General features: G+C 45.6%; 10 protein-coding genes. All 10 read left to right on the forward strand.

Translation table 11 applies throughout. From position 1 onward, the window contains the following. Positions 1-278 precede the first annotated feature (278 nt). The 10 genes from serC (at position 279) to AAC978_RS00955 (ending at position 12965) form a co-directional block, all read left to right on the forward strand. A complete protein-coding gene (serC, locus tag AAC978_RS00910) occupies positions 279-1361 on the forward strand; it encodes a 3-phosphoserine/phosphohydroxythreonine transaminase (RefSeq protein ID WP_341546076.1) in 1083 nt (360 codons plus the stop codon). Between the two features lie 89 nt (positions 1362-1450). Beyond that, complete coding sequence (locus tag AAC978_RS00915) at positions 1451-2614, forward strand: phosphoglycerate dehydrogenase (RefSeq protein WP_341546077.1); 1164 nt, start codon at positions 1451-1453, stop codon at positions 2612-2614. 19 nt (positions 2615-2633) lie between these two features. Further along, positions 2634-3872 carry a DUF1015 domain-containing protein gene (locus AAC978_RS00920; protein WP_341546079.1) on the forward strand — a complete coding sequence of 413 codons (1239 nt, stop codon included), beginning with the start codon at positions 2634-2636 and terminating at the stop codon, positions 3870-3872. 294 nt (positions 3873-4166) lie between these two features. Continuing rightward, positions 4167-5393 (forward strand): PucR family transcriptional regulator, encoded by a 1227-nt coding sequence (locus tag AAC978_RS00925; RefSeq protein ID WP_341546080.1) that lies wholly within the window; start codon positions 4167-4169, stop codon positions 5391-5393. After that, positions 5390-7426 carry a molybdopterin-dependent oxidoreductase gene (locus tag AAC978_RS00930; RefSeq protein WP_341546081.1) on the forward strand — a complete coding sequence of 679 codons (2037 nt, stop codon included), beginning with the start codon at positions 5390-5392 and terminating at the stop codon, positions 7424-7426. The genes AAC978_RS00925 and AAC978_RS00930 overlap by 4 nt, the downstream gene beginning before the upstream one ends. Beyond that, on the forward strand, positions 7423-7977 hold the full coding sequence (locus AAC978_RS00935) for a 4Fe-4S dicluster domain-containing protein (protein WP_341546342.1): 555 nt from the start codon (positions 7423-7425) through the stop codon (positions 7975-7977). The genes AAC978_RS00930 and AAC978_RS00935 overlap by 4 nt, the downstream gene beginning before the upstream one ends. A 256-nt stretch (positions 7978-8233) precedes the next feature. Further along, positions 8234-8938, forward strand: coding sequence for a TorD/DmsD family molecular chaperone (locus AAC978_RS00940; RefSeq protein ID WP_341546082.1), 705 nt, complete (start codon positions 8234-8236; stop codon positions 8936-8938). Between the two features lie 16 nt (positions 8939-8954). Continuing rightward, the gene (locus AAC978_RS00945; RefSeq protein WP_341546083.1) at positions 8955-11534 is read left to right on the forward strand and encodes a molybdopterin-dependent oxidoreductase; all 2580 of its coding nucleotides are present in this window, start codon (positions 8955-8957) and stop codon (positions 11532-11534) included. Positions 11535-11550: 16 nt separating this feature from the next. Beyond that, positions 11551-12093, forward strand: coding sequence for a DMSO/selenate family reductase complex B subunit (locus tag AAC978_RS00950; RefSeq protein ID WP_341546084.1), 543 nt, complete (start codon positions 11551-11553; stop codon positions 12091-12093). Between the two features lie 2 nt (positions 12094-12095). Continuing rightward, positions 12096-12965: a dimethyl sulfoxide reductase anchor subunit family protein gene (locus tag AAC978_RS00955; protein WP_341546085.1), complete on the forward strand. Its 870-nt coding sequence runs from the start codon at positions 12096-12098 to the stop codon at positions 12963-12965. The last annotated feature ends 6 nt before the right edge of the window (positions 12966-12971 follow it).

Consider the following 12971-nt stretch of genomic DNA (forward strand, 5'->3'; position numbering starts at 1 on the left):
TTGGCCGTATACGGCAACATGGGTGGCAACGCGGGAGTAACCTCTCGTCCCTAATTTGGGACGAGAGGTTTTATTTATTTTCCGCAATGCACTGCTTTTGCTTCTTCAGTTTGGAGAAGCAAGGTGGCATTCATCATTGTCCATGTGCTGAGATCGGCTAGAACTTGGGTGGCACCGCGGAATACCCGCCCCAATACTGGGGTGGGTTTTGTTTATTTTTAATTACCCAATATATGTTAATACACATAAATATTTATAATTAAGGGGGATATTACAAGATGAAGAAAGTCTACAATTTTTCGGCGGGCCCTGCTGTTCTGCCCCAAGAAGTCCTTCAAGAAGCAGCCACAGAAATGTTGGATTACCAGGGAACAGGTATGTCCGTCATGGAAATGAGCCATCGTTCCAAGACTATTGAAGGGATGATGCAGGAAGCAGAACAGGATTTGCGAGATTTGCTCCAGGTTCCCGACAATTATAAAATCCTCTTTCTTCAAGGGGGAGCATCCCAGCAGTTTGCCATGATCCCCATGAATCTCATGAAAAATCGAGTTGCAGATCATCTCAATACCGGGCAATGGGCCAAGAAAGCCATCAGCGAAGGAAAAATTTTTGGGAAGATCAATGTTATCGCTTCCTCAGAGGATCAAAACTATAGCTACATTCCCGATCTTAAAAATCTAAAGTTCTCTGAAGATGCCGACTATGTCTATATTTGCCACAACAACACCATCTTTGGTACCAAGTTTAACGAGCTTCCGGAGGTGGGGGACAAACCCTTAGTGACGGATATGTCCTCGGATTTCCTCTCTGAACCCATCGATGTTTCTAAATACGGCCTGATTTTTGCCGGAGCACAAAAGAACGTAGGACCTGCTGGAGTCGTGATTGTAATTATCCGCGAGGATTTGATCACCGAGGATGTTTTAGCCGGAACCCCTACTATGTTGAAGTACAAAGTGCATGTCGACAATAACTCTGCCTACAATACACCACCAGTCTATGGTATCTATATTTGCGGCAAAGTGTTCAAGTGGCTTAAGAAGCTCGGTGGATTGGAAGCTATGAAGAGAATCAATGAGGAAAAGGCTGCCGTCCTTTATGACTACCTGGACAACAGCATGATGTTTAAAGGAACTGTAGTCAAGAAGGACCGCTCCTTAATGAATGTTCCTTTTGTAACCGGCTCTGAGGAATTGGACGCTAAATTCATCAAGGAAGCAAAGGCTGCAGGATTAGAAAATCTTAAAGGTTACCGCACAGTCGGAGGAATGAGAGCCAGTATCTATAACGCCATGCCCATGGCAGGAGTCCAAGCTCTCGTCGACTTTATGAGAAAGTTCGAAGCAGAAAACAAGTAATGAAGGAATCCTGTGTCGTTTCGAAAAACAGGAAGTAATTTATGTGGGGAACGGCACAGTGTCGTTCCGAAAGAAGAGGAGTGTTTAATATGTTCAAAATCAATTGCATAAATAAAATTTCGGAAACAGGTTTAGGGCTTTTTACAGATCATTACGTGAATGTCGATCGTCACGAGGATGCCAATGGAATTCTTGTGCGCAGTGCAAAGATGCATGACCTGGATCTACCCAACACCATCGAAGCAATTGCTAGGGCAGGGGCCGGAGTCAATAATATTCCCCTAGAAAAATGTGCTGAAAAAGGAATCGTCGTCTTTAATACCCCGGGTGCCAATGCCAATGGTGTAAAAGAGATGGTTTTAGCCACGATGATTATGGCCGCCCGTAATCTTATTGGTGGAGTAAACTGGGTAACCTCCTGCCAGACCGATCCTGATGTGGCTAACCTCGTGGAAAAGAACAAGGCTAAGTTTGTCGGTACCGAAATCAAGGGCAAAAAGCTGGGAGTCATCGGCTTAGGCGCTGTGGGAATTCTCGTCGCCAATGCTGCCAATAAACTGGAGATGGAAGTCTATGGCTATGATCCTTATATTTCCGTGGAGCATGCTTGGAAGCTTTCTAAATTTATTAAACCCATCAAATCCGTAGATGATATCTTCCGGGAATGCGATTTTATCACGGCCCATGTCCCCTTAACAGATTCCACCAAGGGTATGTTCAATAAAAATGCCTTCGAACAAATGAAGGATGGAGTCATCCTCTTGAACTTCTCCCGGGATACTTTAGTTGAAGAGGATATGCTGCTAGAAGCACTCAAGACAGGTAAAGTCGCCAAATATGTTACGGACTTCCCTAATCCAAAAGTCTGTGGGACTGAGGGAGTTATCGCTATTCCACACTTGGGAGCTTCTACTGCTGAGTCGGAAGAGAATTGTGCGGTGATGGCCGTCGAACAAATGATGAATTATCTTGAGAATGGAAATATTAAGAACTCCGTAAACTATCCCAACTGTGATATGGGAGTCTGCACACAAGCAGCCCGGATTGCCATCAATCACAAAAACGTTCCCAATATGTTGGGACAATTCACCTCAACCTTAGCCAAAGAAAATGTGAATATCTCCGATCTCATGAACAAGAGTAAGGGCGGCTATGCCTATACGCTCATCGATATCGAGACTCAAGCCGAACTGGAGATGATCAATAAGCTTCGGGAAATCGAAGGGGTCTTACGGGTCAGAGTCATTAAGTAAGCACGACGGAGGGAAGAAGATGGCAACCATTAGACCGTTCAAAGCCTTAAGACCTAGGAGAGATATCGCCCACCAAGTGGCGGCCCTCCCTTATGATGTCTATAATCGAGAGGAGGCTCTCGAGGAAGTACGGAAGGAACCCCTTTCTTTTTTGCAAATCGACCGCGCTGAGACGCAATTTCCCGAGGATTTTAATCCCTATGATCCTCAGGTCTACCAGAAAGCTAGTGAGCTTCTGCAGAAAATGATTACGGAAGGTATTTTCGTTAGAGAAGAAAAAGCCTGCTATTACATCTATGAGCTCACCATGGATGGGCGAGCTCAGACGGGCTTAGTAGGGTGCGCAGCCATCGACGATTACTTGAATGATGTCATCAAAAAACATGAAAAGACCAGAGAAGATAAAGAGCTTGATCGTATCAATCATGTGGATGTATGTAACGCCCAGACCGGTCCCATCTTTCTGGCTTATCGTTCGCAGGCAGTGATCAATGAAGTGATTGAGCGCGTAAAAAAAGAACCGCCCCTCTATGATTTCACAGCCCCCGACGGGATCAAACATCGGGCTTGGGTGATCACTGAAGAACACGATCTGGGAAAAATAGAGACGGGCTTTGCGGCTATTCAAAGCATTTATATTGCGGATGGGCATCATCGTACCGCTTCAGCCGTCAAGGTTGGACTCAAACGCCGGGCAGAAAACGCTGATTATACGGGAGAAGGGGAATTTAATTTCTTCCTTTCGGTGCTCTTTCCCCATGACCAGCTCATGATCTTGGACTATAATCGGGTGGTCAAGGATCTCAACGGCCTCGGTAAGGAACAATTTCTGACTGAGATCACCAAGTCCTTTATGCTGGAAGAGCTAGGGGACACTCCTTATAAACCCAACGCTAAAGCAACCTTTGGTCTGTATCTAGAGGGAACCTGGTATAAACTGACGGCTCGGGAAGAGATTCGGTCGGCTGATCCTGTAGAAGGCCTCGATGTATCTTTGTTGCAGAATCACCTTTTGAAGCCGATTCTTCAGATCATAGACGTTCGAACGGATAAACGCATTGACTTTGTAGGCGGAATTCGAGGGTTGAAGGAGCTAGAGAAAAGAGCGAACAGTGATATGAAGTGTGCCTTTTCCTTATATCCGACCTCCATCCATGAGCTGTTTGCTGTCTCGGATGCAGGACTGTTGATGCCCCCCAAATCCACTTGGTTTGAACCAAAATTGAGGAGTGGGCTATTTATCCACGAACTGGAGTAATGATTGAATCGAGTAAAGTATTCACAAAAAGGATTTCTTAGTAGGAGTGATTTAAAACACATCCTGAGGATCCGATATGGTGTATCCTGAAAGGAGAGGTGCAACCACTCAAAGAGTAGTTCGCCCCTCCTTTTTGCTTCATGCATAGGGTGGACATGTTTTGAAACATGTCCACATAAAGGTATAATATTATAACAAAGGCAGTTACCTAGTTTCACTGATGTAGATGGAAGCTAGGCAAGGTCGTTATACTTTCTGACAGCAAATTAGATTACCAGGAAGGAGGACAAGAGTATGTATGTTGAGGAATCCTTAAAGCTGCAAAATGAGCTTCTAACCACATTGGTTATAGGCGGTGGTCTAAAAGAACTTGTAGAAAGCCTCTCAAGCTTCATAGAAAGGGGTGTAATCATCACCAACCCTTCTTATCGAGTTCTTGAATCGACTTTCTCGAATAAGGGCTTTAAGCAGGGGGATTGCTTCGACGTCTTTACTCTAAATCCTCCTATACCAGGGCGTGTTCAGATCGTGGCAGGAGAGGAAGGTCTTGAGGCTCTTACTCTTGAACTAAGTCATAACTCAAAACGCTTGGGATTTCTCTTTATTTGCAATCCAGGCACCGATGACGATAATCGATTAAAAGTCCTCACTCATCAGGCTCGGAACCTCTATGTAATCGAGATGCAAAAGCAAGAAGAACTACTGGAAACCGGCCGCCATTACCGGGATGCCTTCCTCTTTGATCTATTCTATGGAAATATGGAAGATAATGAAGATATTATCTCGAGAGCAAAATTATGGGGTTGGGATTTTACCCAACCTTATGTGGTCACTGTTTTTGAATTGGAGAATTATGAATCCTACTCCGAAGATCATTATCTGGTATCCAGCCTTTATGATATCATCGAGTCCGTTGTTCAACCCTTAGATAAAGCTGTCATCGTAATGAAAAAGAACGAAGAAGTTATCTTAGCTGTGCCTTATGCAGAAAAGAAGCGCCGTGATTTTAAGGAATTTAACAATATGATAGTTAACCAAGTATTAGCTCAGGCTGAGGAGCGTATCGTATCGCGAAAGGTCCGAGTCGGGACAGGGAGGAGATACGATCAGCCTTCCGAGTTATTTCGGAGCTATCAAGAGGCCAAGGTAGCAGTCAGGCTTAGTGTCCTGCTTAAGGGCAAAGGGAATATGACCTACTTCCGCGATCTGGGCGTCGAAAGGATTCTTTACAACCATGATAAGCAAGAATTATTGGAGTTTTATCGGGAGATCTTAGTGGACTTGGAAACTCACGATAAGCAAAAAAACGAATTGGTTGAAACCTTAGAAAACTATCTATCTCATCATTGCGACTTAAAAGCCACGGCCAACGCCCTTTTTCTTCATCCGAACTCTCTGCGCTATCGACTAAAGCGCATTGAGGAGATTTTAGACGTTAATCTTGAAGATTTTGACACCATTGTAGCCTTGATCATTGCTTTCAAAATCAAGCATCTGATTGGTTTTAAGGAGAGATTATGAGCGAAGATCTGCAGGTTTTCCATAATGTCTGCCCTCGCAATTGCTACGAGACCTGTGGGATTTTATCCACGGTGGAAAATGGGAGGCTTACGAAAGTCGAGGGAGATCCCAAACACGGATATACCCATGGACGGCTTTGCGCCAAAGGGTATGCTTATACAGAATACGTTTACAGTTCACAACGCTTAAAATATCCCTTGAGACAATTTCCCAGGGGATCAGGGAACTGGCAGCGTATAAGCTGGAGTGAAGCTCTGGAGATGATTGCTTCTAAAATGATTGATCTCCATGATCGCTATGGTTCCAATCTCGCTTGTGGCTATGATAAATATACGGGAAACATAGGAATCCTTCACCAAGCTACAGAAGGTATGTTTAGGGGACTAGGATCCCATACTAAAACCCATGGCGATTTTTGCTTGGCAGCTGGAGAAGATGCACTACATTATAACCGTGGCAAAACTGAACTTCGTGATCCAGAGGAGATGGCCAAAGCGAAGGCCATCGTCCTCTGGGGGGTAAACCCAGCTCGGACGGCCATTCATCAATGGAATTTTATTAATCGAGCTCGGGATAAAGGGGCGAAACTCTTAGTGATTGATCCCCTGTTTACGCCGACTGCAGCTCAAGGTGATATCTACCTTCAGATTCGCCCGGGCACTGATGGACTCTTAGCCATGGCCGTCTTGAAATATCTGAACAAGCAGGGACTACTCGATCAGGATTATATTCAAAAGCATCATGGCTGGGAGGCTTTTCAAAGCTATCTCAACGAAGAGGTTTCCCTTGAAGAGGCTAGCCTAGTTACTGGGGTGCCACTTGAAGGAATTCGGGCCCTGGCTGAACATTATCTAGAGCCTCCCTGCGCTACCTGGGTGGGATATGGCCTTCAGCGTTATTCCAACGGCGGACAAACTGTCCGGGGAATTGATGCCTTGGTTGCTTTGACAAAAAACCAGCACCAGGTAGGAGGAGGGCTCTATTATTCTAACTTCCTTAAGCTATTCCCGGAGATGATAAAGAACTTTATAAGACCACAAGAGGAAAAGGATATCGTAGAACGAAGTCTTGATATTAATCACTTTGCTCAAGAGGCCTTAGCCTTAAAGGATCCTCCCCTTAAACTTCTTTGGATCGCTAGCCATAATCCTCTCAGCCAAGCCCAAAATCTGCAACACTGGCAGAAGCTTTTTAGACAACTAGAGCTTATTGTGGTGGTTGACTTATTTATGAATGAGACGACGGCTCAAGCGGACCTTGTATTACCTGCTGCGACCCCTTTTGAAGAGTATGACTTGCATAGCAGTTACTGGCACCAATGGATTGCTATTAACCAAAAGGCCATTTCGCCTTTTTATGAAGCCCGAAGCGATCTGGAGATTGCCCGTAGCCTCACGCAAGTTCTTAATGCCCACAGACCAAACTTCTCTAGCTTCCCTTATCTGCACACAGCACTCGATTGGATTAAGGAGGAGTTAACACCGGAAGTCCTTCGCCGGTTAGGAATAGACAGCTGGGAGGATTTGCTGCAAAGACCACGTAAACTTAAACTTGATGAAGCCGCTGACAATATACAAACCTATTCAACGGAAACGGGTAAGTTCCAACTCATGTCAGGGAATGCAAAGAAAAACCAATTGCCAGCTTTGGTGCGTTTTCAAGAACAGAGGATAGCGTCGTCATATCCTTTACGTTTATTGACTCCTCAGAGCCTACTTAGGATTCATTCCCAATATAGGGGGCTTACCTGGTTGGATCTTGAACAAAAGACGACTAGGGTGGAGATCAACCCTCAGGATGCTGAGCAGCGGGAACTCAGGGAAAAGGATCATGTGATTGTCTTTAATGACCGTGGTTCATGTCTTAGGAGAGTGAAAATCAATTCCTACCTTCCGCGGGGACTTGTGGTGATGGCCCAAGGGGATTTGACGAATCAACTGTTAGCAGGACAGAGCACAGATATGGGGATTCGTACGGCTGGAGCAAAAGGAGCGGCCTTTTACGATTCTTGGGTAGAGGTGAAAAAGAAATGACCCAAATTACGGCCAAGGGATTTCTCTTTAACGTGGATCGCTGCATTGGTTGCCATGCCTGTGTTCTGGCTTGTAAAAATGAAAACAAAACAGCTAGTGGAGTATCTTGGCGCCGAGTCAGCGAGAATGGAGAGGGTTCAGGATCTTATCTTTCTATTTCTTGCAATCACTGCTCTAGCCCGGAGTGTTTTCGTGTCTGCCCCGAGAATGCCTATGTCAAACGAAGAGACGGTATCGTCCTGATCGATTCCAATCGCTGTGCAGGATGTCAGACCTGTGTAACAGCGTGTCCTTATGATGCTCCGCAATTTGATAATGAAGCCAACCGAACCAGTAAATGCAATTACTGTATCGATCGGCAAAAACTAGGCCTACAGCCAGCCTGTGTGACAGCTTGCCCGACTGGTGCCTTGCAAATGTTAGATGTCAGTAAAAATCTAGGTAAAGAAACTGTCTCTACAGTAAAAGGCTTTCCTGATATTCGACTGACGAAGCCCTCGATTCGGTTTTATCCTCCGAAGGAAAAGAAAAGGTTTTGGCTCAAGAACTAGTGTTGGCTTATATACTAATACCGGTTTTTTAGCTCCACCTGTCATACTGAGTGATGAGCGAAGTATCTTTACCTAATTGAGCAGCAGCTAATCAAAGTGGAAACACTGAATAGCTGCTGCTTTTCTATATACAGCCAGAATTTTATTTAGAATAATTATTAATAATTTTTATAGCATACAAAAATGCACATGCTTTTTTTGTAACACCGTACAAAAGGATTTGTGAAATAATGATTTTGTAAAGGCGGTGTAAAAAATGATTAAAGAAAACTCAATAGCACAGATTGAACCTTTACTTGATATGCGAATTTTCCTCTATGACCTTCTAAGAAGGGCTTTCCTCCAAGAACCTAACCTTGAATTTCTTACTTTCCTTAAGGATAGTGGTCTTTTTGAGAGCTTTCCTTTCCAAGAGGAACACGAAGACATCACTCGGGGTGTTGATCAACTTCTAGTCTTCATGCAAGAGAAAGATCTAACAAGTTTAGAGGTTCTTGATTTCCTACACTGGGATTATACCCGTATGTTTATAGGTCCTGATCGATTGCCGGCTCCCTTATGGGAATCTGCCTACCTCAACGAGGAGCGGCTCCTTTTTCAAGAGCAAACCCTACAAGTCAGACAGGCCTATCTTAAGTATCATTTCCTACCTAAGCATTTTATGCAGGAAGCAGACGACCATCTTGGCTTGGAATTGGATTTTATGTATCAGCTGACTCTACGAGCAAAGGCAGCTATGGCTGAGGAGAAGCTGGATGAGTTAAATGAGATTTTTTCAGATCAGAAGGACTTTTTAGAGAACCATCTATTGAAGTGGGTTCCAGGATTGACCTCAAAGATAAGTGAAACTGCTAAGTTCACTTTTTATCCGGGAATCGCCAAGATTCTTAAAGGATATCTCGCCTTGGATCTAGAGGCTCTGAGTGAGCTTTTGGATATAACTCGTCGTTGCGTTAAATAATTTGGAGGTGAAAAAGGTGGCTAATCTCATTGAGAAAGCAAAGAATTACACCATGAACAGAAGAAAGTTTCTGGGATTAACAGCAACTGTGACAGCTGGAGCAGCAGTTACTTTGACTGGGTGCGGACTGACGTCTGTAGATTCCACCACAGCTTCGGCTCAATTGGCTGGAAAAGAAGGGGAATGGGTACCTGTCGCCTGCTGGCATAACTGTGGAGGTCGTTGCTCTAACAAGGCCTATGTGGTAGACGGCGTTGTAGTTCGTCAAAAGACAGACGATACTCACCAAGATACACCGGATTATCCACAGCAAAGAGGATGCAACCGTGGTCGTTCCCAACGAATGCAAGTCTTTGGTGCCGATCGTCTTAAATACCCTATGAAGCGCAAAAATTGGGAGCCAGGCGGTGGTAAAAAGGAACTGCGCGGTAAAGATGAGTGGGTTCGTATTTCTTGGGATGAGGCCTACGAAATTGTCGCCAGTGAAATCAATCGCATCAAGGATCAATATGGAAACCGTAGTATCTTTGCCTCTAATGCAGGCGACTTCGGTCGAGTGCTCTCCCTAGCGGGTGGTTATATCGGTTCTTGGGGAACCAGCTCCTGGGGTTCCTGGCGTTGGGGTCCTGAAAAGTTCGGTATGGCCGAAGGATTCTTCGAGCAGAGCATCAATGACCGGATGGATCTCCGTAATTCACAGCTAGTGGTCATCGTCGGAGGTAACTCCTCTTGGAGTGCTGCCGGTAATCCAACCTACCATTATCTCCAAGCGAAAAAAGCGGGAGCGGAATTCGTTTTCCTCGATCCCATTTATTCCGATACAGTGGAGCTACTGGATGCTGATTGGCTTCCCATTATGCCCTCTACGGATCATGCCCTGTTCTTAGGAATGGCTCATACTCTCCTCAAAGAGGATAATCCTGCTACGAATCCTCTGATTGACTGGGACTTCTTGAATAAATATACTGTTGGCTTTGATAAAGATCATATGCCCGAAGGTGCCGATCTAAAGGAGAACTTCAAGGATTATGTTCTGGGGACCTATGACAATACTCCAAAAACAGCAGAATGGGCGGCAGAACTCTGTGGTATATCTGCCGACAAGATCCGCGAATTAGCTTTGAGAATCGCAAAAACTGAACGTGTAGCCTTATTGACAGCCTGGGGTCCTGCTCGTACCCATAACTCTGACTCTTGGCCGCATATGTTTATGACCTTTGGAGCAATGACAGGTAACATGGGTAAATCTGGAGCCATGACCGGAGTAAGCTGCCACTATTCTACCGCCAACGGTGGAACTTGGCTGGTTACAGCTGGAGGCAATGGCTTACCCCCTGTACCCAACCCGATTAAAGAAACGATCAACGATAATGAAATGTGGCTGGCCATTCTCGATGGTAAATATGTGGCTGGAAAAAATGATGTCCGTGACGTCAATATCCAAATGATTTACCATGGTCCAGAAGCCCATCTCCAAACCCGCTCTGGACAGACCAAAGGGATCGAGGCCCATCGTCATGTGGAATTTGTTCTTTCCACCAGTCATTTCTTGACCACGAATAGTAAATTTGCTGACGTGGTACTCCCTGTGACCACAGAATGGGAAAAGATCGGCGGTTTCGGAAGCTTCTCCAATCGGGAGACCTTGATTTTCTGGCGTCAAATCTCAGAACCCCTTTATGAAGCGAAGAGTGATATTCGCATTGCCTATGAATTAGCAGAAAAGATGGGGCTGGATGCCAAGCAGATTCTGCCCATCGACGAAAAGCAGATGTTCTATAACCAAGTATCCGGAGCAAAGGTCGTCGCCGCTGATGGCAAGACTATGGAAACCTTGGTTACCTTGACTGAAGCTGATATCAAGGAAATCGGCGCAACGGGAACTCCTCAACAAGGTCGAATTTCCTACCAAGAACTAAAGTCTAAGGGAATATACCAAGTCGAGCGTAAGGTCGGAGACAACTTAGGATTTATCGCCTATGAGAGCTTCGTTAAAGATCCTGTGGCGAATCCGCTGAAAACAGCTAGCGGTAAGTTAGAAATCCACTGCCAAGCTTTGGTTGACTTCGTTAACGGTAAAGGCTTCACTGAAATCCGCCCCATTCCTACCTATAATCCAGCCCAAGAAGGTTATGAAGCAACTTTTAAGGATTTCAAAAATAAAATTAAAGGTGATTTTCCGCTCCAAGTCATCAATCCTCACTATCTGAGACGTTCCCATAGTATTTTTGATAACGTTACTTGGCTTAGAGAAGCCTGGCCGAACCCTGTATTCCTGGCGACTAAGGATGCAGAAGAGAGAGGCATCAAAGAAGGAGATACTGTCCTGATCTCCAGCAAACACGGCAAGACCCTGCGTCCTACCCATGTGGTAGAATGGATTGCTCCCGGAGTTGTTGGTCTACCCCATGGAGCATGGGTAGAGATCGATGAGAAGACTCAAGTGGATAAAGCAGGCTCTGACAACATTCTGACCGGACCTATTCCTACTGGACAGGGGATCGGTGCTTGGAACTCCACCATTTGCCAAGTGGAAAAATGGGATGGAGAGCCCCTGACTGAAGACGTTAAATGGCCACAACGGATCGTTTTATAGAAAGGAGTGAGTGACCTTGGCACAAAAAGGATTTTACTATGACCAAACCACCTGTATCGGATGCAAAGGCTGTCAAGTAGCCTGCAAGGATAAAAATGATCTAAAAATCGGTGTTCTCTACCGGAAGGTCTATGATGTAGAGACGGGCAAGTTCCCGGACCCCCGTCGTCTCCATATCTCCATGAGCTGTAATCATTGTGATGAACCGAAGTGCGTCGCTAACTGCCCTACCGGTGCTCTTGAGAAGCGTTCAGAGGATGGCATTGTCATTCATCACTATGATAAGTGTATTGGCTGCAAGCTCTGCACCTGGTCCTGTCCTTATGGCGCTCCTCAATACAAGGAGGAAGAAGGTAAAGTAGGCAAGTGTGATTTGTGCGCTGACCTTCTGGCCAAAGGTGAAAACCCTGCCTGCGTGGATTCATGCGTCATGAGATGTCTTAACTTCGGAGATATTGATGAGCTCCGTCAAAAATACGGCGAAAATGCCGATGCCCCTGCGTTGCCTAGCTCCAATACGACCCGACCTAATATCGTCATCACTGTGAAGGAGGTGTAGGGATGATTTTTGCAGAAGAATGGCCATTGATGACCTTTACTCTACTCAGTCAGCTGGCTATCGGCATGTTTATTATCCTCATGCTAGTTAAAATCAGCCTAGGCAACCGTGATGCTCAGGTATCCAAGGCAATCCATACTGGATTTACTGTTGTAGGCCCACTCACGATTCTGGCTTTGATTTTTTCTGTATTCCACCTCGGCGATCCCCTAGGTGCTCCTCGCTCCCTCTTCAACCTGGGATCATCTTGGTTAAGCCGTGAGATCATCACAGCCAGTGGCTTTCTCATACTCTGGTTCGCTTTCTGGTGGTTATCCCGCAACGGGAAAGATAGTAACGCGATCGGTTGGGCTGCAGTTGTACTAGGCTGTGCCGCGGTATTCAGCATGGCCAGCATTTACAGTACCTCGATCCGTCCGGCATGGGATAATGCGAATACCTATATCGCCTTCTTTGGGGCTACACTAGCTATGGGCGTTCTAGGCAGTGCGGGTATCCTCGCCTTCGGACTCAAAGGGTCATCTGCTGTTGGTTTAATCAAAAGCTTAAAGAACATGGCTTATCTGGGGGCTGCTGCAGTCCTTCTGCCTATGGCCTACCTGCCGATCTTTATCTCTGGATTAAGTGGCGGAGGAAGTGCTGCAGAAGCTTCCGCCAATATCCTGAGCGGAAGCATGGGCATGCTGGTCAGCAGAGGAGTTCTCTCTGTCGCCGGTGCCGGGCTGCTCATATACGCTCTACAGCAGGGTGCAAAAGGGAAGAAGCTTTCCTCCGGTGCGATTTACCTTGCTTTTGTGCTGGTTGTTGCCGGCGAGTTTATCGGTCGTTATCTCTTCTATGCTATGGGTGTTTCGCCAATGATCGGAACCTAATAGCAC

The organism is Desulfitobacterium sp. THU1, from assembly GCF_038181555.1.
In the GTDB taxonomy this organism is placed as follows: Bacteria; Bacillota; Desulfitobacteriia; order Desulfitobacteriales; family Desulfitobacteriaceae; genus Desulfitobacterium.